At 70.3% G+C, this 22,936-nt stretch carries 24 protein-coding genes; 16 read left to right on the top strand and 8 right to left on the bottom strand.

Annotated elements, in window-relative coordinates; genetic code table 11:
- The first annotated feature begins 101 nt into the window (after positions 1-101).
- From EDF46_RS09750 to EDF46_RS09735, 4 genes are all read left to right on the top strand, one after another.
- Entirely contained in the window at positions 102-650 is a 549-nt protein-coding gene (locus EDF46_RS09750) for a single-stranded DNA-binding protein (protein WP_123506101.1), read from the top strand.
- 33 nt (positions 651-683) lie between these two features.
- Positions 684-1,184: a hypothetical protein gene (locus tag EDF46_RS09745; RefSeq protein WP_123506100.1), complete on the top strand. Its 501-nt coding sequence runs from the start codon at positions 684-686 to the stop codon at positions 1,182-1,184.
- Positions 1,185-1,263: 79 nt separating this feature from the next.
- The gene (gene ettA / locus EDF46_RS09740; RefSeq protein WP_123506515.1) at positions 1,264-2,946 is read left to right on the top strand and encodes an energy-dependent translational throttle protein EttA; all 1,683 of its coding nucleotides are present in this window, start codon (positions 1,264-1,266) and stop codon (positions 2,944-2,946) included.
- Between the two features lie 2 nt (positions 2,947-2,948).
- Positions 2,949-3,422: a thioesterase family protein gene (locus EDF46_RS09735; protein WP_123506099.1), complete on the top strand. Its 474-nt coding sequence runs from the start codon at positions 2,949-2,951 to the stop codon at positions 3,420-3,422.
- A 176-nt stretch (positions 3,423-3,598) separates the two neighbouring features.
- On the opposite strand, the gene EDF46_RS09730 is transcribed toward EDF46_RS09735, so the two are convergent.
- Positions 3,599-4,498 (bottom strand): acyl-CoA thioesterase II, encoded by a 900-nt coding sequence (locus EDF46_RS09730; protein WP_123506098.1) that lies wholly within the window; start codon positions 4,496-4,498, stop codon positions 3,599-3,601.
- Positions 4,499-4,519: 21 nt separating this feature from the next.
- Here EDF46_RS09730 and EDF46_RS09725 point away from each other — a divergent pair, with 21 nt between their 5' ends.
- Both EDF46_RS09725 and EDF46_RS09720 read left to right on the top strand, forming a co-directional pair.
- On the top strand, positions 4,520-5,188 hold the full coding sequence (locus EDF46_RS09725; RefSeq protein ID WP_123506097.1) for a hypothetical protein: 669 nt from the start codon (positions 4,520-4,522) through the stop codon (positions 5,186-5,188).
- A 32-nt stretch (positions 5,189-5,220) separates the two neighbouring features.
- Complete coding sequence (locus EDF46_RS09720) at positions 5,221-6,069, top strand: NAD-dependent epimerase/dehydratase family protein (RefSeq protein ID WP_123506096.1); 849 nt, start codon at positions 5,221-5,223, stop codon at positions 6,067-6,069.
- A gap of 36 nt (positions 6,070-6,105) precedes the next feature.
- Here the strand turns inward: EDF46_RS09720 and EDF46_RS09715 are convergent, their stop codons facing one another.
- The 5 genes from EDF46_RS09715 to EDF46_RS09695 form a co-directional block, all read right to left on the bottom strand.
- Entirely contained in the window at positions 6,106-6,555 is a 450-nt protein-coding gene (locus tag EDF46_RS09715) for a globin (protein ID WP_123506095.1), read from the bottom strand.
- Entirely contained in the window at positions 6,552-7,601 is a 1,050-nt protein-coding gene (locus EDF46_RS09710) for a mechanosensitive ion channel family protein (RefSeq protein WP_233579975.1), read from the bottom strand. Before EDF46_RS09710 ends, EDF46_RS09715 begins: the two co-directional genes overlap by 4 nt.
- A 125-nt stretch (positions 7,602-7,726) precedes the next feature.
- The gene (gene pepN / locus EDF46_RS09705; protein WP_123506094.1) at positions 7,727-10,264 is read right to left on the bottom strand and encodes an aminopeptidase N; all 2,538 of its coding nucleotides are present in this window, start codon (positions 10,262-10,264) and stop codon (positions 7,727-7,729) included.
- 58 nt (positions 10,265-10,322) lie between these two features.
- Entirely contained in the window at positions 10,323-10,895 is a 573-nt protein-coding gene (locus EDF46_RS09700; protein ID WP_233579974.1) for a cysteine hydrolase family protein, read from the bottom strand.
- Positions 10,892-12,349 carry a cytosine permease gene (locus tag EDF46_RS09695; RefSeq protein WP_370454085.1) on the bottom strand — a complete coding sequence of 486 codons (1,458 nt, stop codon included), beginning with the start codon at positions 12,347-12,349 and terminating at the stop codon, positions 10,892-10,894. Before EDF46_RS09695 ends, EDF46_RS09700 begins: the two co-directional genes overlap by 4 nt.
- Positions 12,350-12,392: 43 nt before the next feature.
- On the opposite strand from EDF46_RS09695, the gene EDF46_RS09690 reads away from it, so the two are divergent.
- The 6 genes from EDF46_RS09690 (at position 12,393) to EDF46_RS09665 (ending at position 18,275) form a co-directional block, all read left to right on the top strand.
- Entirely contained in the window at positions 12,393-13,016 is a 624-nt protein-coding gene (locus EDF46_RS09690; protein WP_123506093.1) for a DsbA family protein, read from the top strand.
- Positions 13,017-13,059: 43 nt separating this feature from the next.
- The gene (locus tag EDF46_RS09685) at positions 13,060-13,578 is read left to right on the top strand and encodes a ribose-5-phosphate isomerase (protein WP_123506092.1); all 519 of its coding nucleotides are present in this window, start codon (positions 13,060-13,062) and stop codon (positions 13,576-13,578) included.
- Positions 13,579-13,629: 51 nt separating this feature from the next.
- A complete protein-coding gene (locus EDF46_RS09680) occupies positions 13,630-14,649 on the top strand; it encodes an Fpg/Nei family DNA glycosylase (RefSeq protein ID WP_123506091.1) in 1,020 nt (339 codons plus the stop codon).
- 4 nt (positions 14,650-14,653) lie between these two features.
- Positions 14,654-15,283, top strand: a complete 630-nt coding sequence (locus EDF46_RS09675) for an FMN-binding negative transcriptional regulator (protein ID WP_123506090.1) — start codon at positions 14,654-14,656, stop codon at positions 15,281-15,283.
- Entirely contained in the window at positions 15,280-16,740 is a 1,461-nt protein-coding gene (locus EDF46_RS09670) for an amidohydrolase (protein ID WP_123506089.1), read from the top strand. The genes EDF46_RS09675 and EDF46_RS09670 overlap by 4 nt, the downstream gene beginning before the upstream one ends.
- Positions 16,741-16,943: 203 nt before the next feature.
- A complete protein-coding gene (locus EDF46_RS09665; RefSeq protein WP_123506088.1) occupies positions 16,944-18,275 on the top strand; it encodes an acyltransferase in 1,332 nt (443 codons plus the stop codon).
- On the opposite strand, the gene EDF46_RS09660 is transcribed toward EDF46_RS09665, so the two are convergent.
- Complete coding sequence (locus tag EDF46_RS09660; protein ID WP_123506087.1) at positions 18,265-18,750, bottom strand: Dps family protein; 486 nt, start codon at positions 18,748-18,750, stop codon at positions 18,265-18,267. The two genes, EDF46_RS09665 and EDF46_RS09660, sit on opposite strands and share 11 nt — an antisense overlap.
- 211 nt (positions 18,751-18,961) lie before the next feature.
- Here EDF46_RS09660 and EDF46_RS18715 point away from each other — a divergent pair, with 211 nt between their 5' ends.
- A complete protein-coding gene (locus tag EDF46_RS18715) occupies positions 18,962-20,509 on the top strand; it encodes a sensor histidine kinase (protein ID WP_233579973.1) in 1,548 nt (515 codons plus the stop codon).
- A 9-nt stretch (positions 20,510-20,518) separates the two neighbouring features.
- Positions 20,519-21,211, top strand: coding sequence for a response regulator transcription factor (locus tag EDF46_RS09650; protein ID WP_123506086.1), 693 nt, complete (start codon positions 20,519-20,521; stop codon positions 21,209-21,211).
- Positions 21,212-21,246: 35 nt separating this feature from the next.
- Here EDF46_RS09650 and EDF46_RS09645 read toward each other — a convergent pair whose 3' ends face one another.
- Positions 21,247-21,945, bottom strand: coding sequence for an SGNH/GDSL hydrolase family protein (locus EDF46_RS09645; protein ID WP_158614202.1), 699 nt, complete (start codon positions 21,943-21,945; stop codon positions 21,247-21,249).
- A gap of 138 nt (positions 21,946-22,083) precedes the next feature.
- On the opposite strand from EDF46_RS09645, the gene EDF46_RS09640 reads away from it, so the two are divergent.
- Both EDF46_RS09640 and EDF46_RS09635 read left to right on the top strand, forming a co-directional pair.
- Positions 22,084-22,623, top strand: a complete 540-nt coding sequence (locus tag EDF46_RS09640) for a low temperature requirement protein A (protein WP_123506084.1) — start codon at positions 22,084-22,086, stop codon at positions 22,621-22,623.
- A 1-nt stretch (position 22,624) separates the two neighbouring features.
- Positions 22,625-22,852 (top strand): hypothetical protein, encoded by a 228-nt coding sequence (locus EDF46_RS09635; RefSeq protein WP_123506083.1) that lies wholly within the window; start codon positions 22,625-22,627, stop codon positions 22,850-22,852.
- The last annotated feature ends 84 nt before the right edge of the window (positions 22,853-22,936 follow it).

Genomic DNA, 22,936 nt, shown 5'->3' with positions numbered 1-22,936 from the left:
TCCACGGCGAATCCTTCTCCACAGGCGGCCGACGGGCCCGATTCATCCACAGATCGGATCGGATCCCGTCGGCCGTCGTCGCGTCCGGCGACGCTTGATCCATGACAGACACGATCTCGCTCACCGGCACCATCGCCACCCAGCTCAAGAGCCTCCGCACCCCCTCGGGCATCAGCATCGCGCGCTTCCGGCTCGCGTCGAGCCAGCGCCGGTTCGACCGGTCGCGCAACGAATGGGTCGACGGCGAGACCAACTGGTACACGGTCACGGCATTCCGGCAGCTCGCCGACAACGCCGGGGCCTCGCTCGGCGTCGGCGACCGCGTCGTCGTCGCCGGCCGCCTCCGCATCCGCCAGTGGGAGAAAGACGGCAAGAGCGGCACGGCCGTCGAAGTGGATGCCGAGTCGCTCGGCCCCGACCTGCTGTTCGGCACCACGACCTTCAGCCGCATGCAGCGCCCCGAGGCGTCTCCCTCTGAGCACCCGCAGGCGCAGGAACCCGACTCCGCCGCCGATCCCGCCGCCGCCACGACCCCCACCCCGCCGGGCCCGGGCGCGGAGCCGCCGTCGGCCTTCCCGTCCGCGCCGCCCGCCGACCCCGCCTCCGCCTCCGACTGGGGTGCGCCCCGTGACGACGAGCAGCCGTTCTGAGGCGCGCGGGGCCCGCCCCCGTACACTCGGAACGTGGCTCTTCGACTCTCGCGCGCTCGCACGGCTGGCCTTGCGGCTGTCGCCGCGGCCGTCGCCCTCGGAGTGGCCGGCTGCACCGCGGGTCAGCAGACAGTCGACCCGACGACCACGTCGCCGCCCACCGGCTCGTCGAGTGCGATCTCGGCCCCGACACCGAGCGCTGTGCCGACCTATTCGGCCGATCTCACGTCGGCGGAGGCCCACACGCTGCTCGATCGCACGATCAAGCAGCTGCTCGCGAAGAACGACAACCCGGACGGCCGCACGGTCGTCGACACGCTGACGACGGCCGGCTTCTCGAAGGCGTCGATGGAGCTGACGCCCGATACGACCTCGATCGGCCGGACGGTCGATTCGATCGAGTTCTCGGTGCTCTGGAAGAAGAAGGTCTGCCTCCTCGGGCAGGTCGGCACCGCGGGCTTCTCGGGCGGCACGGCTCCCGTGCTGTCCACCGGCAAGTGCCTCGTCGGCACGACCCGCGCGATCGACTGGTAGCGCTCCGGAGCCTGCTCGTCGACCGGGCCCGCATCCGCCCCGGCGAACCCTCACTGCAACCCCGAATAGACTGGTGCTCATGGCCGAATACATTTACTCGATGGTCCGCGCTCGCAAGACGGTCGGCGACAAGCTGATCCTCGACGATGTGACGATGTCCTTCATCCCCGGCGCGAAGATCGGCGTGGTCGGCCCGAACGGCGCCGGCAAGTCAACGATCCTCAAGATCATGGCGGGCCTCGACACGCCCAGCAACGGCGAGGCGAAGCTCACCCCCGGGTTCACCGTCGGCATCCTCATGCAGGAGCCCGAGCTCGACGAGTCGAAGACGGTGCTCGAGAACGTCCAGGAGGGCGTCGGCCCGATCAAGGGCAAGATCGACCGCTTCAACGAGATCTCGCTGGCCATGGCCGAGCCCGACGCCGACTTCGACGCGCTGCTCGAAGAGATGGGCGGCCTGCAGGAAGAGATCGACGCCGCCGACGCCTGGGACCTCGACTCGCAGCTGGAGCAGGCGATGGACGCCCTCCGCACCCCGCCGGGCGACGCTCAGATCGCGAACCTCTCCGGTGGTGAGAAGCGCCGCGTGGCGCTCTGCAAGCTCCTGCTCCAGAAGCCCGACCTGCTGCTGCTCGACGAGCCCACCAACCACCTCGACGCCGAGAGCGTGCTCTGGCTCGAGCAGCACCTGAGCCAGTACCACGGCGCTGTCCTCGCCGTGACCCACGACCGGTACTTCCTCGACCACGTCGCCGAGTGGATCGCCGAGGTCGACCGCGGACGCCTCTACCCGTACGAGGGCAACTACTCGACCTACCTCGAGAAGAAGGGCGAGCGTCTCAACATCCAGGGCAAGAAAGACGCCAAGCTCGCCAAGCGCCTGTCGTCCGAGCTCGAGTGGGTGCGGAGCAACTCGAAGGGCCGCCAGGCCAAGTCGAAGGCCCGCCTCGCCCGCTACGAAGAGATGGCGACCGAGGCCGAGCGCACCAAGAAGCTCGACTTCGAAGAGATCGTGATCCCCGTGGGTCCGCGCCTCGGCAACCAGGTGATCGACGCCAAGGGCCTCGAGAAGGGCTTCGACGGCCGCGTGCTGATCGACAACCTCTCGTTCACCCTGCCGCGCAACGGCATCGTCGGAGTCATCGGCCCGAACGGTGTCGGCAAGACGACGCTCTTCAAGACCATCACCGGTCTCGAGCCCCTCGACGGCGGCGACCTGAGGGTCGGCGAGACGGTCGACATCTCATACGTCGACCAGAACCGCGGCGGCATCGACCCGAACAAGAACCTCTGGGAGGTCGTCTCGGAGGGCCTCGACTACATCCAGGTCGGCAAGACCGAGATCCCGTCGCGCGCCTACGTCTCGCAGTTCGGCTTCAAGGGCCCCGACCAGCAGAAGAAGGCCGGCGTGCTCTCGGGTGGTGAGCGCAACCGCCTCAACCTGGCGCTCACGCTCAAGCAGGGCGGCAACCTGCTGCTGCTCGACGAGCCCACCAACGACCTCGACGTCGAGACCCTGGGCAGCCTCGAGAACGCGCTGCTCGAGTTCCCCGGCTGCGCCGTGGTCATCACCCACGACCGGTGGTTCCTCGACCGGATCGCCACGCACATCCTCGCCTACGCGGGCACCCCCGAGAAGCCGGCCAACTGGTACTGGTTCGAGGGCAACTTCGAGGCGTACGAGGAGAACAAGGTCGAGCGCCTCGGCGCCGACGCAGCCAAGCCGAGCCGCGTCACCTACCGCAAGCTCACGCGAGACTAGGCGTGGCCCGCCTTCAGGTGCCCACCGTCCTGCGGTGGGGCGACCTCGACGCCTACGGCCACGTCAACAACGCCGAGATGCTGCACCTCCTCGAGGAGGCACGCATCCAGGCGTTCTGGTCGGCGGGCGAAGAGTCCGGCGACCACGGGGCGACCGCGATCCTCGACTCGAGCCCCGGCACGCAGACGTGGTCGCTGATCGCCCGCCAGGAGGTCGAGTACCTGGCACCGATCGCGTACACGCGCCAGCCGCTCGACATCCAGCTCTGGATCGGCCACATGGGCGGTGCGAGCCTCGAGATCTTCTACGAGGTGTTCTCGCCGGTCGGCGTCGAGCCTCGAGTCCTGCACACCCGTGCGGCCTCGACGCTCGTGCTGGTCGATGCCACGACCCAGCGCCCGCGCCGGATCAACGACGCCGAGCGCGCGGCGTGGTCGCCGTTCGTCGACGAGCCGCTCCAGTTCCGGCGCCGGTAGCTTTCGATCGCGGTCGTTCTCGAGGACTCCCGCACTAGACGTCCTCGTGGCGGGCGCAGGAACTCCGCGCCCTCCTTGCCGGGCTGTCACCGACAGGGCGCGATTCTCGTGTGCGCTCTCCCTGTCCTTACCTGAGGTTCGACGGCGGGTGCGCGGCGGGCGGCGCACGCGAGCGGCTAGTCGCTTATGCCCTCCGGCACCCGCACCATGCCCTCCTGGGCGACGCTCGCCAGCAGTGTCCCCGACCGGTCGTAGAAGCGCCCGGTCGACAGGCCGCGGCCGCCCTGCGCCGTCGGCGACTCCATCGCGTACAGCAGCCACTCGTCGGCGCGCCCCGACCGGTGCCACCACATGGCGTGGTCGAGGCTGGCTATCTTCATCTCGCGCGTGGCGAGCGGCACTCCGTGACGGCGCAGGATCGGCTCGAGGATCCCGAGGTCGCTCGCGTAGGCCAGCGCCGCGCGGTGCACGAGCTCGTCGTCGCCGAGCGGCCCGACCGTCTTCATCCACAGCGCCTGGTGGGCGACGTGGGCTCCGTCGACACGGAGGAAGATCGGCGACGGCACGTGCCGGATGTCGAACGGGCGGCCGTGGGCCCAGAACTGAGCGGCCGGGTGGGCGATCCCGGCGAGCGAGTCGGCCATCGTCGGCAGCGAGTCGGGCTCGGGCAGGCCGGCCGGAGGGTCGATCTGGTGGTCGATGCCGTCGTCGAGGCTCTGGAACGACGCCATCGTCGTCATGATCACGGCGCCGTTCTGCAGGGCCTCGGTGCGCCGCGAGGCGAACGAGCGACCGTCGTGGCTGCGGTCGACCCGGATCGTGACGGGGTGCTCGACCTTGCCTGCGCGCAGGAAGTACGCGTGCAGCGAGTGGGGCAGCCGCGCGCCGTCGACGGTCCGCGCGGCGGCGATCAGAGACTGGGCGAGAACCTGCCCGCCGAAGACGCGGCCGTTCGGCATCCACTGGCTGGGCCCGTCGAAGGTGTCGGGAGCGTCGCCCGGCGTGAGGTCGAAGGCTCGCAGGAGGTCGTCGAGGGGGTCGGTCGGCGTGCCGCCGACAGGCGCGGTGTCGGTCATCAGCGGTAGTTTAGATCGCTCATGAGTACCGACTTCGCACTTCCCGACTCCCTCTCGCTCGACGATCTCCACACCTTCCTCGCGCGGGCCTCCGCCGTCGACGACGGTGCCGTGCGCCTCATCGGCACCGGGGGAGTCCTCGCCGCCTACGTCGGCGTCCTCAGCCCTGCCGGCCTGCTCGACACCAGCCCGACGGTGCTCGGCCTCCGCACCTACGCCCTGGCGGCCGAGTCGACGTTCGATGCCGTCGTGTCGCTGCGGAGCGTCGTCGAGCGCCTGGTGCGTCTGCAGAACGAGATCGTCGACCCGACGGCGCCGGTCGTCGTGTCGCTGCCGCCGTCGGTCATCACCGCGTCGTGGGCTGCGATCTCTCCGCCCCGGGGCGGATGGACCGCGCAGACCGCGCTCGAGTCGGCCACCCTCGAGGCCGTCGCCAAGGCGGGCATCGAGGAGGTCGCGGGCGTCATTCCGGCGGGGACAGGCGAGCAGATCGTGCAGAGGGTGCGGTCGGGCGTGTGGTCGAGGCCCGTCGAGGGTTCCGACGTTCCTGCGGGTGCCGCTTTCGCCGCTCTGACACTCGGGTTCCTCGTCGACGACGAACCCGCGCGGGTCTTCGTCGTCGGAGCGTGGACGCGCCTGAGCACCAGCCGAGGCCACGTGCTCGTCAAGCGGAGGTCGGGCCTGCTCTGACGGGTGTCGGCGGCCCCCGCTACCGTGGGGCCATGGCAGTTCTCCTCACCGGTGCGACCGGGTACATCGGCTCGGCCGTCCTCCGCGCCCTCCGGGCTCGCGATCACGACGTCACCGCCCTCGTGCGGTCCGAGGCGAAGGCCGAGGCCGTCCGAGCGGCGGGTGCGACCGCCGTCGTCGGCGACGCGACCGACCTCGACCTCCTCACCCGGCTCGTGCGCGAGAGCACCGGCGTCGTCCACACGGCCGCGACGGGCGACTCGTCGAGTGCCGCCCTCGACGAGTCGCTGGTCGAGATCGTGTCGCGCGAGTTCGCGGAGGACGACCGGCCGTACCTTCACACCGGGGGCGTCTGGGTCTTCGGCGCGGGCGACGACCTCACCGAGTCGAGCCCGATGCGTCCCGAGACCATCTCGGGGTGGCGCATCCCCATCGAGGCGGCCGTTCGCCGGGCCCCGGTCCGCACGACGATCGTGGCCCCGGGAATCGTCTACGGGCACGGCGGCGGCATCCCCGCCGAGTTCATGAGCGGCGAGGAGGTGCGCCTGCCGGGCGACGGGTCTCAGCGCTGGACTCTCGTGCACGTCGACGACCTCGCCGAGCTCTACGTGCTCGCACTCGAGGCCGCGGCCGACGACGACTACGTCTTCGCCGTGTCAGACGAGCAGTCGACGGTCCGCGAGCTCGCCGAGGCCGCGGCACACGGTCGGCCCGTCATCGACGAGTCCGCCGACGAGTCGAGGGCTCGGCTCGGATCGGCCTACGCGGACGCCCTGCTGGCCGACCAGGTGGCCTCTGCTGCGCACGCCCGAGACGTGCTGGGCTGGCGCCCAGGCAGCCCCCGCCTCGTCGACGAGCTGCGGGCGGGCTACGTCGGCTGACCGACGCCGCTCTCGTGGCCGTGGCCGGGACGAGCTCTATTCGCCGGCCGTGTTGGTCATCGCGTGCGCGGCTCGGTCGAGGTACCCCCAGAGCGTCGCGTCGTCGAGCGGGGACAGCTCGAGCGAGTCGACCGCTGCCCGCATGTGCACGAGCCAGCGCTCGCGGGCCAGAGGTGTGATCGGGAACGGCGCGTGGCGCATGCGCAGCCGCGGGTGGCCGCGCTCGTCGCTGTAGGTCGTCGGGCCGCCCCAGTACTGCTCCAGGAAGCCGGTGAGACGCTGAATCGCACCCTCGAGGTCGTCGGCCGGGTACATCGGCCAGATGACCTCGTCGGTCTGCACGCCCTCGTAGAAGCGACGGACCAGCTTCTCGAACGTGGGCCGACCGCCGACCTTCTGCCAGAAGTTGCCCTGCACGTCGTGGTCGCCGAGTCCGCGGCGGACGGTGATCGGCTGGATGAGGGGGCGGGGGGTCTCGTCGGTCATGCTCGATTGTCTCCCGGACCATCGAACGGCGGAGCCGTCGGGGTGCTCGGTCGACGCGGTGCTCGGCGTGCTCGCGGAACAGTGGGGGTCGGCTGCGTCTCGACCGGGCGGGCGCCCTTGATGCTGTTGGCCTCGTCGAAGCCGCTCAGGATCACGCTCGAGAGCGACGGAAGGCTGATCCCCTCGGCCTCCAAGGCCTTCTTGAGCCGGATGCGGAGCTCGCGAGCCACGTTGTCCCGCTCCGCCGAGCGCGTCCGGACGGCGAGGCGCACGATGACGTGCGAGTCCGAGATCGACTGCATGCCCCAGAGCTCGGGCTTCTCGAGCATGCGGGTCTTCCAGCGCGGCTGGGCCTTCAGGTCGACGGCGGTCTTGAGGATGATCGACTCGACGAGATCGATGTCGGAGCCGTTCGGCACAGCGGTGTCGATGATGGCGCGTGCCCAGCCCTGCGACATGTTGCCGACGCGCAGGATCTCGCCGTTCCGCACGAACCAGAGGGTTCCGTTCACGTCCCGGATCTGCGTGACCCGGATACCGACGGCCTCGACGACTCCGCTGGCAAGCTGCACGTCGACGATGTCGCCGACGCCGAGCTGGTCTTCGAAGACCATGAACAGGCCGCTCAGGAGGTCTTTGACGACGTTCTGGGCGCCGAAGGCCAGGCCGGCCGCTATGACCCCGGCTGCGCTGACCACGCCGACGACGGAGACGCCGATCTCGCTCAGGATGCTCGTGAAAGCGATGAGGATGATGACGACCGATGCGATGTTGTTGAGGACGCTGCCGAGCGTGCGGGTGCGCTGCACCACGCGGACGGCCTTGAGGGGCGAGTCGAGGGCCTGCGTGTCGTCGATGTTCTGCTTTCTCTTGACACCGTTGACGACCTGGTCGACGACCCGCCGGATCACGAAGTGGATGATGACCCGCAGGATGATCGCGCCCACGATGATCCCGGCGACGGTGATGGCGACGCCCCACATGCCCCAGAACGTCGAGGCGTCTTTGGAGAGGTCGGTCGCGGCTGCGAGAGGAAGGGTAACCATTCGCCCCATGCTACGAGGCGGCGTTTCGGTGCGGGCTGAACGACGCCGCGGCTGAACGATGCAACGGGTGAACGACGACGGCGGTGCTCCGAAGAGCACCGCCGTCGTCCGTTCGACCTGACCGCCTAGCTGTCGGCGGCCTGGACCTTGAGCGCACGCTCCGTGCCGGCGCGATTCTCGCTGATGATGCGACGGAGAGCCGGCGTCTCGGGGTTCGCGTCGAGCCAGGTCGTTGCCGCCGACTCGAGGGCCTCGTTCGCGAGACCCGCCGGGTAGAGGCCCGACACCAGCGTGTCCGCGATGTGGTAGCTGCGGCTCTCCCAGATGCCGGTGAGCGAGTCGAAGTAGCGGGCTACGAGCGGCTCGAGGATCTCCGGGTCGTTCGTGTGCTGGAAGCCCATCGCGGTGGCGCGCACGATGGCGTTCGGCTGGTCGTCGGAGTCGACGATCGAGGCGAAGGCCGCCAGCTTGCCCTCGGTGGTGGGCATGGTCGCGCGGGCGCGTGCAGCGGCCTGAGCGCCGTTGGCGGTGTTGTCGGCAGCCAGCGCGGCGTCGATCTCGGCGGCGCCGGCGCGGCCGACGAGCACGAGGCCCTCGAGGAGCTCCCAGCGCAGGTCGGTGTCGATCGTCAGCTCCGGCAGCGTGACCGTGCCGTCGACGAGGCCCTGGAGGGCGTCGCCGTGAGCGTCGGTCGACGCGATGTTCGCGAAGAACTTCACGAACTGGAACTGGGCGTCGGACCCGGCCTGCGCCGACTGGGCCAGCGCCCACAGTGCGTCGCCCACCGCCGTGATCGTCTCAGCGCGCTTCGACGGTGCGACGTAGCTGCGGGCGGCCTGGGTCAGCTGGGTCAGCGTCGTGCGGATCGTCGTCGACTCGGTCTCGCTGGCGATGTTGGCGAGCACGAGCTTCACGTAGTCGGATGCCGGGCTCTCGGCATCGCGGGTGGCGTCCCACACCGAACCCCAGACGATCGCGCGGGCGAGGGGGTTGTGGATCTTCGCGAGGTGCTCGATGGCGGTCGCGAGCGAGCCCTCGTCGAGGCGGACCTTGGCGTAGGCGAGGTCGTCGTCGTTCGTCAGGACGAGCGCGCCCTTGGGGAGGCCGACCAGCTCGGGCACCTCGGTGCGCTCGCCGTCGACGTCGATCTCGACACGGTGGCTGCGGACGAGGTCGTCGCCCTGCAGGTCGTAGAGGCCGATCGCGAGGCGGTGCGGGCGGATGGTCGGGTAGTCGGCGGCGGCGGTCTGAATCACCGCGAACGAGGTGATGACGCCGTCGGCGTCGGTCTCGATCTCGGGCCGGAGGGTGTTGACGCCGGCGGTCTCGAGCCAGAGCTTCGACCAGGAGGTCAGCTCGCGGCCGCTCGTGACCTCGAGCTCGGCCAGGAGGTCGGAGAGCTCGGTGTTCGAGTGGTGGTGCTTCTTGAAGTACGCGGCGACGCCGGCGTAGAAGGCGTCGATGCCGACCCAGGCTACGAGCTGCTTGAGCACCGAGCCGCCCTTGGCGTAGGTGATCCCGTCGAAGTTGACCTGGACGTCCTCGAGGTCGTTGATCGTGGCGACGACGGGGTGGGTCGACGGCAGCTGATCCTGGCGGTAGGCCCAGCTCTTCTCCATGGCCTGGAACGTGGTCCACGCCTCGGTCCACTCGGTCGCCTCGGCCGTCGAGATCGTCGACGCCCACTCGGCGAACGACTCGTTGAGCCAGAGGTCGTTCCACCACTTCATCGTGACGAGGTCGCCGAACCACATGTGCGCGAGCTCATGCAGGATCGTGACGACGCGACGCTCCTTGATGGCGTCGGTGACCTTGCTGCGGAAGACGTAGGTCTCGGTGAAGGTGACCGCGCCGGCGTTCTCCATGGCGCCCGCGTTGAACTCGGGGACGAAGAGCTGGTCGTACTTGTCGAAGGGGTACGGGTAGTCGAACTTCTCCTCGTAGTAGGCGAAGCCCTGGCGGGTCTTCTCGAAGATGTAGTCGGCGTCCATGTACTCGGAGAGCGACTTGCGCGTGAAGATGCCGAGGGGGATCTCGCGGCCGTCCGACGAGGTCAGCGACGAGCGGACGACGTCGTACGGGCCGGCGACGATCGCGGTGATGTAGCTCGACATGACGGCGGTGGGCTCGAAGGCCCACGTGGCGACCTCTCCGTCGACGGTCGGCTCGGGCGTGATCGAGTTGGACACCATCTGCCACCGCGCCGGCGCGGTGATCGTGAACTGGAACGTCGCCTTGAGGTCGGGCTGCTCGAAGACCGCGAAGACGCGCCGGCTGTCCGGCACCTCGAACTGCGAGTAGAGGTACACCTCGCCGTCGACCGGGTCGACGAAGCGGTGCAGGCCCTCGCCGGTGTTGGTGTACTCGGCGTCGGCGACGACGGTGAGCACGTTCGACGAGGCGAGGCCGTCGAGCTGGATGCGGATGCCGTCGCTGACCGCGGCGGGGTCGAGCTCGGTGCCGTTGAGCGTCACCGAGTGGACGGTGCGTGTGAACGCGTCGATGAAGGTCGAGGCGCCCTCGGTCGCGGTGAACGCGACCGTGGTCGTGCTGCCGAAGACCTCGTCACCGCGGGTGAGGTCGAGGTCGACCAGGTAGGACGACACGTCCAGAATGCTCTTGCGCTCCTGCGCCTCGATACGGGTGAGATTCTCTCCAGGCACGGCAGTGCTCCATCCATCGTCGGTTGTGTGCGTTGCGGGCTCGTGGCCCTCGACAACCCTACTGGTGAGCGGGAATCGGCGTCCCCGAGAGCACCTCGGCGACGGTCGTGATCTCGATGAGCGGAGCGTAGAGGGCCATCACCTCGAGAGCACGCCGGTGGTCGGTCTCGGTGGCGCCGGCGCACGCGTCGGCGGCGATGCGCACGCGCACGCCGGAGTCGGCGGCGGCCAGGGCCGTCGAGAGGACGCAGCAGTCGGTGGAGACGCCGCACAGGACGATCTCGGTCGTGTCACCGAGGGCCGCGGCCGTCTCGGCGTCCCACTTGCCGAACGTCGAGCGGATGATCACGGTCGCGTCGCGCACCGGGAAGTCGGGCATCAGCTCGTAGAGCGGATCGGAGTCGGGGACCAGCGCGAACGGCCAGTCCTCGTAGTACGGCACCCACGCGCCGGCCGGCGTCTCCGGCGCGACGAAGCGGGTCAAGGCCACCCTCGACCCGAATGCCTCGCGGAGCCGCGCCGCGCCGGTGCTCGCCGAGGCGAAGTCGGGCGTGAACCAGTCGCTGCCCGGCTGGCCGAAGATCCGCTGCATGTCGACGACGACGAGCCAGGGCGCGACCTCGCCGCTCACGCGAGGTTCTCCTGGCGGCGCACGGTGCGACGGGTGAAGAGGAGCGTGCCGACGTACCCGATGGCGAGGGCGGCGAGCACCCCGAGGTTGGCGCCGCTCCAGTCGGTGCGGAACGCGCCCTTCTCAGGCCCGAGCAGATAGCCCTGCCAGCCGAGCCAGCCGGCGTAGAAGCTGTTGTCGACGAGGCCCCAGCCGATCATCGTGCCGACGACGATGAGCGCGATGGTCGGCCACTGCACGCTGCCGTAGCGGCCCTTGGCGTCGAACAGGTCGGCCGTCGAGTAGTCGGTGCGGCGCAGCTGGATGTCGGCGAGGAAGATGCCCGCCCACGCGGCGATCGGGACGCCGAGCGTGATCAGGAAGCCCTGGAACGGGCCGATGAAGGAGGTCGCGAAGAAGGCCACGTAGATCGTGCCCGCGATCATCACGACGCCGTCTACAGTCGCGGCCGCGTAGCGCGGGATCGTCACTCCCATGTTCAGGAACGAGAAGCCCGACGAGTAGATGTTCATGACAGACCCGCCGACGAGCCCGAGGACTGCGACGACGGCGAAGGGGACCAGGAACCACTTCGGCACGACTGTCACGAGGGCCCCGATGGGGTTGTCGTTGATGGCGCCGAGGAGGTCGGTCGAGCTGCCGGCCAGGAAGAGACCGAAGACGAAGAGGATGATCGGCGCGAGGGCGGCGCCGAACGTGGTCCACCAGACGACGCCGGCGCTGGAGGACGACCGCGGGAGGTAGCGCGAGTAGTCGGCCGCCGCATTGACCCAGCCCAGGCCGAAGCCCGTCATCATGAAGACGAATCCGCCGATGACCGAGGGCAGCGGGCCGCTCGGGAGAGCGGCCACCGCCGCGAAGTCGACCCGCTGCAGCGTCAGGATCACGAAGACGACGGTGAGCACAGCCGTAGCCAGGGTGATCCATTTCTGCAGCCGCATGATGAAGTCGAAGCCGAGGATGCCGGCGACCACGACCAGGGCCGCGATCACGACGAGGGCGACGATCTTCGTCGGGACACCCGCCGCGAAGCCGAGCTCGGTGAAGATGGTCTCCGTCGCCAGCACGGCCAGCGAGGTGAGCGCCGTCTCCCAGCCGACCGTGAGCACCCAGGAGATGACGGACGGGACCCGGTTGCCGCGGACGCCGAAGGGCGCCCGACCCAGGGTCATCGTCGGTGCGTTGCCGCGCTTGCCGGCCAGCGCGATCAGGCCGCAGAACAGGAACGAGATGGCGATGCCGAGGACTCCCACGACGATCGCCTGCCAGAAGGACACGGCGAAGTTGAGCAGGTAGGCGCCGTAGCCGATCCCCAGGACCGAGATGTTGGCCGCGAACCACGGCCAGAACAGCTGCCGCGGCGTGCCCTTGCGCTCGGACTCGTCGATGGCGTTGACGCCGTTCGCCTCCACGCCGCGCGGTGAGGCGTCGGGGGTCGCTTCTTTGATGGACACAGGCACTCTTCTCGACGCGGGGCGGGGGTCTTAGGCTCAACCTATGACCGACACCGTAGCTTCCACCACCGTCACCCCCGTCGACTTCTGGTTCGATCCGTCGTGCCCCTGGGCGTGGATGACCAGCCGCTGGATGGACGAGGTCGCCGCCCACCGCGACCTGGCCGTCACCTTCCACGTGATGAGCCTCGGCATCCTGAATGAGGACAACGAGGGAATGGACCCCGCCAACCTCGCGAAGCTGATCCGCTACACGCGCGTCGTCACCGCGGCCACCGAGCTGCACGGCCAGGCCGTCGTCAAGCCGCTCTACGACGCGCTCGGCACGCGCATCCACGTCGAGGGCCGCAAGGACGACCAGGACGCCGTCATCGCGGAGGCGCTCGCCGAGGCGGGACTGCCGGCCGAGCTGGCCGCGTTCGCGGACACGGACGAGTACGACGCAGCCATGCGCGCCAGTCACGCGGACGGCATCGACCGCGTCGGGCAGGACGTCGGCACGCCGGTCATCGCCGTCAACGGAACCGCGTTCTTCGGCCCGGTCATCTCTCCCGCCCCCAAGGGCGAGATCGCGCTGACCCTCTGGGACGGCGTCGTCGCCGCGGCCTCGTACCCCGGCTTCTTCGAGCTCAAGCGCTCCCGGACCGTCGGCCCCATCTTCGATTAGGCGAGGCGCTCGGCGGGGGCTCGACGGCCATACACTGACGGTCATGCGCATCCACGTTGCGACCGATCACGCCGGCCTCGAATTCGCCCAGACACTCATCGCCCACCTCGCCGAGCAGGGCCACGAGGTCACCGACCACGGCCCCGAGACGTACGAGCCCCTCGACGACTACCCGTCGTTCTGCATCGCCGCGGCCCGTGCCGTCGTCAGCGACCAGAGCGAGGGGCTCGAGAGCCTGGGCGTCGTCTTCGGCGGCTCCGGCAACGGAGAGCAGATCGCCGCGAACAAGGTCGAGGGCGTCCGGGCGGCACTCGCGTGGAACATGTCCACCGCCCAGCTGGCCCGCCAGCACAACGACGCGAACGTCGTCGCGATCGGCGCGCGCCAGCACAGCGAAGACGAGGCGATCGCCCTGATCGACGAGTTCATCAAGACGCCGTTCTCGTTCGAGGAGCGCCACGAGCGCCGCATCGCCCAGCTCGCCGAGTACGAGACCACGGGCGCCATCAAGGGCCACCCCGTCGACTGGGTCACGCCGACCCAGACCCCAGCCGCCGACTGAACGGCGCCCTCCCTGAACGGTCGTGTCGGCGGCCCCGGGTAGCCTCGGAGAGTGCCTGAAGGTCATTCCGTCCACCGCATCGCCAACCAGTTCCGAGCGAGTTTCGTCGGCGAGCCCGTCGCCGTGTCGAGCCCCCAGGGGCGCTTCGCGGCGGGTGCCGCCGTGCTCGACGGCCGGGTGATGGTCGACGCCGTCGCAGTCGGCAAGCAGATGTTCCTCGAGTTCGAGGGCCGAAAGTTCCTGCAGGTGCATCTGGGGCTGTACGGCTCGTGGGACTTCGCGGGCGACTTCTCGACCGACCCGACCATCCAGAGCGCGTCGGGGCGGATGGGTCAGACCAATCAGCGCGGTACCGACCTGACCGACGAGGCGGGGGAGGACAGCTGGAAGAGCATCGGCGCCCCGCGCAAGGCCCGCATGGTGCGCGTCGGCAAGCCGCTGAGTGCGGCGCGGCTGCGGATCTCCGAGCAGGAGACACCCGAAGATGACATCGACCTCGAGGCGTTCCCTCCCGAGCCCGTCGGCGCGGTGCGGGTGAGGATCCTCGCCGAGACCGTCGTGGCCGACCTCCGGGGGCCGACGAAGTGCGAGGTGCGGACGGCCGAGGAGGTCGATGAGATCATCGCGAAGCTCGGCCCCGACCCGCTGGTCGACTCGCCGAAGAAGGGGTCCGACCGCTTCTTCGAGCGGGTGCACAAGACCAAGACGATGATCGGGCTCCTGCTGATGGACCAGTCGGTGGTCAGCGGCATCGGCAACGTCTACCGGGCCGAGATGCTGTTCCGCGCACGGCTCAACCCGCACACGCCCGGTGTCGACGTGCCCGAGGAGACGGTGCGCGCCCTCTGGAAAGACTGGACGAAGCTGCTCAAGAGCGGCGTCAAGCTCGGCCAGATGATGACCATGGACGGCTTGAGCAAGAAGCAGTACGCCCAGGCGATGGCCAAGCGCGACGACCGGCACTGGGTCTACCACCGCGAGGGGCTGCCCTGCCGGGTGTGCGGCACGAACATCCTGATGGAGGAGGCCGCCGGGCGGAAGCTCTACTGGTGCCCCGTCTGCCAGGCTTAGCTGCATGCGCCACACCCCTCACTTCATCATCGACGACGCCGACGAGGTCAAGCGCCTCATCCGCGAGAACCCGTGGGCGACGATCGTCTCGAACACGGCCACCGGCCTCGTCGCCTCGCACTACCCGGTGGTGCTCGAAGAGACCGATGACGACACGATCAGCCTGGTCAGCCACGTGGGCCGTCCTGACGAGCAGCTGCACGAGCTGGGGCAGCACGAGATCCTCGTCATCGTCCAGGGTCCGCACGGCTACATCTCGCCCAGCTGGGCTCTGTCGGCCGGGATGACGTCGGGCGGGATCGTTCCGACCTGGAACCACGTCACGGCCCACCTCTACGGCACCCCCGAGATCCTCGACGACGCCGAGAACTTCCGCGTGCTCGGCGAGCTGGTCGACCACTTCGAGCAGCGCCTCGAGACGCCGGTGTCGCTGGAGCTCGACGAAGAGGGCTCCCGCCGCGTCGCCAAGGGCACCGTCGGCATCCGCCTGCGCGTGACCCGGTTCGACGCGCGCGCCAAGCTCAGCCAGAACAAGGCGCCCGAGGTCGTCGACCGCATCGTGTCCGAACTCGAGGGCGACGGCCCCTACGCGCATCCGAGGCTCGCCGCTGAGATGCGCCGGGCCCGCGAATGAGCGACCTCCTCCTCGCGAACGCGCGGATGGTGGGCCGCGACGGAACGCCGACAGACGTCTTGATCGAAGACGGCCTCGTCTCGGCCATCGCACCCGCGATCGCACCCGGCGACCGGGAGGTCGTCGATCTCGGCGGCCGCTTCGTCGCCCCCGGCCTCTGGGACAACCACGTGCACATGGAGCAGTGGGCGCTCGTCCGCCAGCGCCTCGACGTGTCGGCCGCCTCGTCCGCCGCCGAGACCGTGGCGCTCGTGAAGGCGCGCATCCGCGAGGACCGCCCGGCCGACCGCGACCTGCTGGTCGGCTACGGCTTCCGCGACGCGCTCTGGAGCGACGCTCCCACCGCCGAGACGCTCGACGCGGCCGGAGCGTTCCCGGTCGCGCTGGTGAGCGCCGACCTGCACGCCGTCTGGCTGAACCGGGCGGGGCTGGCGCTGGTCGGTCAGCCCGACCACGCGACGGGGCTGCTGCGCGAGCAGGCCGCCTTCGACGCGTCGGGCATCATCACGGCGATCGACAGCTCGCGCATGGACGAGTGGGTCGGCGAAGCGGCGGCGGCGGCGGCCGCCCGCGGGGTCGTTGGCGTGGTCGACCTCGAGATGACCCTCTCGATCGACGCCTGGGCCGAGAGAGTGGGCGCAGGAACCCGCGCCCTCCGCGTCCGGCCTGGGGTCTACCCCGCAGACCTCGACGCCGTGATCGCTCGGCGCCTGCGCACGGGCGACGTCATCCCGGGCACCGAGGGCCTGGTGACCATGGGCCCGGCCAAGATCATCACCGACGGCTCGCTCAACACCCGCACGGCCTACTGCCACGACCCGTACCCGGTCGGCGGCGGCGTAGGGATCCCGTCGTTCTCCGTCGACGAGCTGACCGGCCTGATGGGCCGGGCCCACGAGCACGGCCTCGACCTGGCGGTGCACGCCATCGGCGACCGCGCGAACACCGTCGCCCTCGACGCCTTCGCCGCCGTCGGCTGCCGCGGGTCGATCGAGCACGCCCAGCTGCTGCGTCCCGCCGACGTGGCGCGGTTCGCCGCCCTCGGCATCGTGGCGAGCGTGCAGCCCGAGCACGCGATGGACGACCGCGATATCGCCGAGGTGTACTGGGCCGGCCGCACCGGCCGGGCGTTCGTGCTCGACTCGCTCGTGGCGGCGGGGGTGCCGCTGCGGCTGGGATCGGACGCCCCGGTCGCGCCCCTCGACCCCTGGGTCGCGATGGCGGCCGCGGTGACGCGGGCCCGCGACGGCCGCGAGCCGTGGCACCCCGAGCAGCGCCTGACCCCGGCGGTGGCACTCGCGTCGTCGACCGACGGGCGCGAGTCCGTCGTGGCCGGCAGCCTCGCCGACCTGGTCGTGCTCGACGCCGACCCGCTGGCGGGCGATCCCGAGGCCCTCCGCACGATGCCCGTGGCGGCGACGCTGCTCGGCGGGCGGTTCACGCACCGCGCCCTGTAGCCGGCGCATCGTCCGGACGGCCGACCGATCTCGGCGGTCCGGGGCGGGGTCGATCTCGGCCGTCCGTTGCAGGACGGATCTCGGCCATCCGTTGCAGGGCCGATCTCGGCCGTCCGTTGCAGGGCCGATCTCGTCCGCGCGGACGACGGAGTTTGGCCGGACGGACGTGGTCCCGTTCCTGCGCCCCCGACAGCCTTGATGTCATGGGGGAATCACAGGAACGCACACATCTGGCGGGGCTCGACGGACTGAGGGGACTGGCGGCCGTGAGCGTCGTGGCGTACCACGTGTCGAACGTGCTGTCGCCGGGGGTCCGGCACCGCGAGCCGGGTCTCGTCTTCGCGCTGCATCAGGGGCTCGGGCTCTTCTTCGTGCTGTCCGGCTTCCTGCTGTACCTGGGCTTCGCCGGCCGGCTCGTCGACGGGAGGCCGCTCCCGTCGCTGCGGCGGTACGCGGCCAATCGCGCATTCCGGGTGTGGCCGGCCTACCTCGTCGTGCTCCTCGTCACGAACTGCGTGCTCGGCCTCTCGTTCGTCTGGCCGCGTGGCATCGGCCGGCTCGACGCCCCCGGCCTCGCCGCCGACCTGACGATGATGCAGGCCTACTCGCCGCACCACATCCGCACCGGCCTCGAGGTCGCCTGGACCCTGACCGTCGAGCTGACGTTCTACGCCGTGCTGCCGCTGGTCGCGCTGCTCGCGAGCCGGGTCGGCCGCAGGCTCCAGGGGTGGCAGCGCGCCTCGCTGCCGCCGCTCGTGCTGCTCGTCGTCGGGGCCGCCGGCGCGCTCGTCCGAGCCGTCTTCCACGCGACGCACGGTCGCGAGCTCCACGGCTGGGGTCGCGACTGGGAGTCCGTCGTCAGCCGCAGCCTGCTGATGCACGGCCAGCTGTTCGCGTTCGGCATGGCGGCCGCGCTCGTGTACCTGGCCGTGCGGCGGGGTGCCGTCAGCGCGACCGTCGCCCGCTTCGGCGCCGTGACCGGCGGGGTCGCCGCGGGTGCCCTGGCGCTGAGCCACCGCCGCTGGGAGTCGGCCGACACGCTCGCCGCCCTCGCGTTCGCGGCCGTGCTCGTCGTCGCCGTCACGCCGACGCGCACCGGAGCGACGAGCCTCCTCGGCCGGCTGCTCGACACGCACGTGCTGCAGCGGCTCGGCCTCGTGTCGTACAGCGTCTACCTCTGGCACATGCCGGTCGTGCGGGGGCTCGCGGCGTGGGTGCCGGGGTTCGGTGCCGGCGGCGGGTGGGCGTACGTGTCGGCGACGGCCGCGGTCGTCGGGCTCACGCTCGTGCTGGCGAAGCTGACGTACGTACTGGTGGAGCAGCCGGCCCTCCGCCTCCGCTCCATAATTTCAAGGAGAATGTCGGCTCAGCACGCCCGGATCGGCGTCGAGCCGTCGCCGAGCGACCGGAACTTCTTGAAATTCGAGGGGAGGGGCGCAGGAACTCCGCAACGCGACGAGGCCGCCACCCCGAAGGGCGACGGCCTCGTGACGCTGCACCCCGCCGTGGCGGAGCGGGCTCGGTCTACTGGCTGACGTGAGCCGAGAGGAACCAGCGGTCCTTGTCGAGGCCGCGAGCGATCTCGATCGCGACGTCCTGCGACGAGGCGTCGATCTCGCCGAGCTCGTCGATGGCGATCTGGACGGAGGCGCGAGCCGAGTCGATCTGCGCGACGATGCCGGCGATGGTGGCGTCGATCTGCTGGAAACCGGCCTTGAGCGGCGGGTTGGTCGTGGTGGCGGCGACCGTCTCGAGGCGGCCGTCGACGGGGAGGCCGAGGGCGACGATGCGCTCCGCGGCGAGGTCGGCGTACTCCTGCGCGTTGCCCACGACGGTGTCGAGGAGCTCGTGCACGGCGATGAAGCTGATGCCGCGGACGTGCCAGTGAGCCTGCTTGCCGTTGACGGCGAGGGCGGTGAGGTTCGTGACGATCGGGGTCAGGAACTGGGCGGTGGCGGCGGCGACGTCGGGGTCGACAGACGACTGGGTGACGGTGATGGCGTCGGACATGGTGGAGTCCTTTCGTAAGCGGGCTGGGGCCTCGAAGGCCCCTCGATGCACCCAACGCTAGACGTCTGCGAAAATTCCGCAAGCAAACTGAGGCTCGGCTAATTGAGGTGAACCTGGGCTTCCCACGGGGCGCAGGAAGGGGGATAACCCCCGCCGGAATGCGGCCGGTGGCACCATTGGGCCATCCCTCGCGCTCCGCCACGCTGGATCCATGACCACCACCGAGACGAGTTCCATGCACTTCTCCGCGCCTCCCGCAGCTCCCGCCAAGCAGCGGGCGCTCTACTGGCGGCTGTGGGCGGCGTTCCCGCGCGACATCGGCTACCTCGCCCTCACCGGCGTGCTGGTCGTCATCGCCGCGGCCCTCTACGGAATCGTCGGCAACATCCTGACGAGCTTCGGAGGCGGTCTGGCTGCGTTCGTCGCCTTCGCCGTCCTCCTCGTCGCGGGCCTCTACTTCGGGCGGCTCTTCGGCACCATCGAGCTGACGCGTCTCGGCTGGGCGCGCGAGCCGGCGCCACGGCCGGTCGTCTGGCGCCGCAAGACCTCGGCTAACCGCTTCGTGCGCTTCGTCGAGGTCGCGGCCGATCCGCACTACTGGCTCTACTTCGCCTTCACGGTGGTCGTCTTCCCCTGGGTCGGCTTCCTCGTCGTCGCGGTGACCGTCGCCGTGGCGAGCACCGCCCTCGGGGGAGTGTTCGGCAGCATCGCTCTCGCCGTCCTGACCAGCAACGGCGCCACCTACGGGATCCCCGGCGGCATCTGGCAGTACCTCTTCAACGATCACGCCGCCATGACGTCGACCGCCGCCGTCGTCGTCGCGTTGATTGCCGCTGCCCTCCTGCCGTTCATCACGCGCGGCGCCGTGCTCGTTCAGGGCGCGATCGCCGGTTGGATGCTCGGCGGCTTCCGCTCCGAGCAGCTGCAGGCCGAGGTCGCCGGGCTCGAGGTCTCCCGGAGTGCAGCCGTGTCGGCCGAGGGCACCGCTCTCCGCCGCCTCGAGCGCGACATCCACGACGGCCCGCAGCAGCGCCTGATCCGCATGCAGATGGACCTCTCCGCAGCCTCGCGCGCCGTCGAGACCGACCCGGAGAAGAGCAGGCGCCTCATCGTCGAGGCCCAGCAGCAGGCGAAGGAGGCTCTCGAGGAGCTCCGCGCCCTCTCCCGCGGCTTCGCTCCGCCCCTGCTGCTCGACCGCGGACTCGCCCCGGCTCTCGACGCCGTGGTCGACCGCGCGACCGTGCCGACGCGCTTCACGGACGAGCTTCCCGAAGGTCTCGAGATCCCGGTCGAGACCGAGCGCAACGCGTACTTCATCGCAGCCGAGCTGCTGACGAACGTGGGCAAGCACTCGGGCGCCGGCCGCGCCGAGCTCATCCTGTCGGCGCCGAAGACCATCGCCGGCGACGAGCTGCGAGTGGTGGTGACCGACGACGGCCGCGGGGGCGCGACGGCCCGGCCCGGGCACGGCCTGGCGGGGATCGAGCAGCGGCTGATGGGGCTCGGCGGGCGGCTGGAGCTGCGGAGCCCGGAGGGGGGCCCGACGCACGCCAGCGTTCACCTGCCCCTGGCCGCGCCCGACGGCTCGACGGCACGGGGCCCGGAGGCGCGGGCTGAGACGGCGGCCGCGACGCCGAACCCGACGCTGCCGTACCCCACGGAGGATCTGTCGGTCGGGGGCGGGGGAGTTCCTGCGCCCGAGTCGGCGAAGCCGCGCACCACGGAGGACGAAGCCGCGCGCACCGACGGCGACTCGTAGGCTCGGCGGGTGACCACCACCACCCCGCCGACCAGCGAGCGCCCGTCGACAGAGCTTCCGCGTCGGAGGGTCGTCGTCGCCGACGACTCCGTGCTGCTGCGAGAGGGGCTCGTGCGACTGCTCGACGAGCTCGGCACCGACGTCGTCGGGGCGTACGGCGACGCGGACTCCCTGCTCCGCGATCTCGACCGGTCGCGCCCCGACCTCGCGGTGCTCGACGTGCGCATGCCGCCCACGCACCGCGACGAGGGGGTGCGGGCGGCGATCGAGCTGCGGCGGGTGCGGCCCCGGACGGGGATCCTGCTGCTGTCGCAGTACGTCGAGGTCGCCTACGCGAGGGAGCTCCTCACGGCGGGCTCGGACGGCGTCGGCTACCTGCTCAAAGACCGCGTGACCTCGATCGACGAGCTCGGCAGCGCCATCGAGCGGATCGCCGACGGGGCCACGGTGCTCGATCCGGAGGTCGTGGCCGCTCTCCTCGGGCGCCGCAGCGACCCCCTGGCGGCGCTGACCCCACGCGAGCGGGAGGTGCTCGCGCTGATGGCCGAGGGGCGCACCAACTCGGCGATCGCGGCGGCGCTGTTCATCGGGACGGGCGCGGTCGAGAAGAACGTGACGTCGATCTTCCAGAAGCTCGGGCTCGACGACTCGGGGAGCGACCACCGGCGGGTGCTGGCGGTGCTCGCCTTCTTGCAGAGCTGACGCACGGTGGGCAGCCGGCGCAGCGGGCTAGCCGCTCAGCCCTTCTGGGGCGTCGAGGAGACCCGCAGGATCGCCGCCCGGAACGCCAGCCCGACCTTCTTGTAGCCGGCCGTCGTCGGGTGGATGCCGTCGACCGTCGTGCCCGTGGCGTAGACCAGGCCGTGGCGGGCGAAGCCCCACGGGTCGACGAGGTCCCAGCCCTTCGCGCGCGCGTACTTCTCGAGCTGCTCCTGGTAGTGCTCGGCCGCGACCGGGTGCCTGTCGTTCGGCGGTATCGCTCCGATGATGACGTGCTTCGGGTGCATCGTCGCGACGACCTTATCGTAGCTGGACGCCGTCTGGCCGAACGAGATGCTCTTGCGGACGTCGTTGGTGCCGCCCATGAGCACGAGCACGTCGACCTTCGAGATCGGCGCCGCGTACTCGGCCATCTGCTGCACGGTGCGCCCGCCGACCGCCCAGCCGCCGACGTAGTCGATGCCGTCGCCCTGCGCGTACGTCATCCACGTGTCCGCGGTGAGGCCCGAGGCGAGCGAGCGCCCGCCGCCCGCGGTCAGCGAGTCGCCGACGATCGCGACGCGGATGCCGCCCTCCGCACCGCTGGTCGGCTGCGGTGTGGCGTTGGCCATCGAGACGGCCTCCGGAGTGCTCTCGGGCGTCGTCGCGCAGCCCGCGAGCAGGCCGATGGCGACGACGGCCACACCCAGGGCCAGCACTCGAGCACGAATTCGCATTGCACAATTCTCACCCGAAAACGGCGGCCCGTCTGACACCCCTTCTGGGCGCGGGGCCGGCCTTCTCCGGGGCGCGGGGCTGGCCATCTTCTGGGCGCAGGAACGGGCCGCCCGCCGCCCGCCCCGCCACTACTGTCGATGATCGTGCTGGGCGAGTCAATCCTCGCGTCGAGCAACGCGGTCGTCGAGGTCGGCCGCGAGACCGAGCACGTCGGGCAGCTCGTGCTGCTGGCGGCCACGTCGCTGGTGATCATCGTCTGCTTCTGGTGGATCTCCTTCGCCTTCCCGCAGCACGGCCTCCTCACCTCGCTGCGGACGGCCCTCGGCTGGGGCTACGGCCACTACGCGATCTTCGCCGCGGCCGGCGCCCTCTCGGCGGGAATCGAGATCGCCATCGACGTCGAGGGTGGCGACGTGGCGCTGACCCCGGCCGCGGCGGCAGCGACTCTTGCCGTGCCCTGCGCGGTGTACCTGCTCTTCGTCTGGCTGCTGGTGCTGCGGCGGCAGTCGTCGCCCCGGGTCAACGTCGCCGTGCCCGTCATCGCCGTGGTCGTGGCGCTCGCCTCATTCGCGCCGCACTCGCTGCAGGTGGTCGCGGCGCTCATGGTCGTCGCGGTCGTGGTCGTGGTAGCCGGGCGCGATCGGTCGGCGGTGCCTGTCGACAGGGTCGAGGTCTGAGATGCCCCGCAGGAACGTAGCCCTCCGGCTGCTGGACTCCCTTGTCCTGGCGGTCGTCGCACCGACCGGCCTCCCCGACTACCTTCGGGTACTCGGCCTCGCCCTCATAGCCGAGGGTCTCTTCCTCCTGGCGATCTCGGGCACAGCACCCGTCGGGCAGCTCGCCTGGTCGAGCCTCCTGACCGGTGAGATTCTGTTCGTCGCCTCCTTTGCGCCGCTCGGTGGTTAATATTTCGGATTGACAATCTGAAGTCCTTAATGGGTAGATGGACAGGTCCATATCTCTCGCTTCCCTGACAAAGGTCTTCAATGC

Source organism: Frondihabitans sp. PhB188, from assembly GCF_003752365.1.
In the GTDB taxonomy this organism is placed as follows: Bacteria; Actinomycetota; Actinomycetes; order Actinomycetales; family Microbacteriaceae; genus Frondihabitans.
This window is presented reverse-complemented; position numbering and strand designations above follow the sequence as displayed.

What these genes read in the sequence shown, in the direction of transcription:
- EDF46_RS09750 (WP_123506101.1), top strand. Translation starts at nt 102, where the DNA reads ATGACAGACACGATCTCGCTCACCGGCACCATCGCCACCCAGCTCAAG.
- ettA (WP_123506515.1), top strand. Translation starts at nt 1,264, where the DNA reads ATGGCCGAATACATTTACTCGATGGTCCGCGCTCGCAAGACGGTCGGC.
- EDF46_RS09730 (WP_123506098.1), bottom strand. Translation starts at nt 4,498, where the DNA reads ATGACCGACACCGCGCCTGTCGGCGGCACGCCGACCGACCCCCTCGAC.
- EDF46_RS09725 (WP_123506097.1), top strand. Translation starts at nt 4,520, where the DNA reads ATGAGTACCGACTTCGCACTTCCCGACTCCCTCTCGCTCGACGATCTC.
- EDF46_RS09720 (WP_123506096.1), top strand. Translation starts at nt 5,221, where the DNA reads ATGGCAGTTCTCCTCACCGGTGCGACCGGGTACATCGGCTCGGCCGTC.
- EDF46_RS09715 (WP_123506095.1), bottom strand. Translation starts at nt 6,555, where the DNA reads ATGACCGACGAGACCCCCCGCCCCCTCATCCAGCCGATCACCGTCCGC.
- EDF46_RS09710 (WP_233579975.1), bottom strand. Translation starts at nt 7,601, where the DNA reads ATGGTTACCCTTCCTCTCGCAGCCGCGACCGACCTCTCCAAAGACGCC.
- EDF46_RS09690 (WP_123506093.1), top strand. Translation starts at nt 12,393, where the DNA reads ATGACCGACACCGTAGCTTCCACCACCGTCACCCCCGTCGACTTCTGG.
- EDF46_RS09685 (WP_123506092.1), top strand. Translation starts at nt 13,060, where the DNA reads ATGCGCATCCACGTTGCGACCGATCACGCCGGCCTCGAATTCGCCCAG.
- EDF46_RS09675 (WP_123506090.1), top strand. Translation starts at nt 14,654, where the DNA reads ATGCGCCACACCCCTCACTTCATCATCGACGACGCCGACGAGGTCAAG.
- EDF46_RS09670 (WP_123506089.1), top strand. Translation starts at nt 15,280, where the DNA reads ATGAGCGACCTCCTCCTCGCGAACGCGCGGATGGTGGGCCGCGACGGA.
- EDF46_RS09665 (WP_123506088.1), top strand. Translation starts at nt 16,944, where the DNA reads ATGGGGGAATCACAGGAACGCACACATCTGGCGGGGCTCGACGGACTG.
- EDF46_RS09660 (WP_123506087.1), bottom strand. Translation starts at nt 18,750, where the DNA reads ATGTCCGACGCCATCACCGTCACCCAGTCGTCTGTCGACCCCGACGTC.
- EDF46_RS18715 (WP_233579973.1), top strand. Translation starts at nt 18,962, where the DNA reads ATGACCACCACCGAGACGAGTTCCATGCACTTCTCCGCGCCTCCCGCA.
- EDF46_RS09645 (WP_158614202.1), bottom strand. Translation starts at nt 21,945, where the DNA reads ATGCGAATTCGTGCTCGAGTGCTGGCCCTGGGTGTGGCCGTCGTCGCC.
- EDF46_RS09640 (WP_123506084.1), top strand. Translation starts at nt 22,084, where the DNA reads ATGATCGTGCTGGGCGAGTCAATCCTCGCGTCGAGCAACGCGGTCGTC.
- EDF46_RS09635 (WP_123506083.1), top strand. Translation starts at nt 22,625, where the DNA reads ATGCCCCGCAGGAACGTAGCCCTCCGGCTGCTGGACTCCCTTGTCCTG.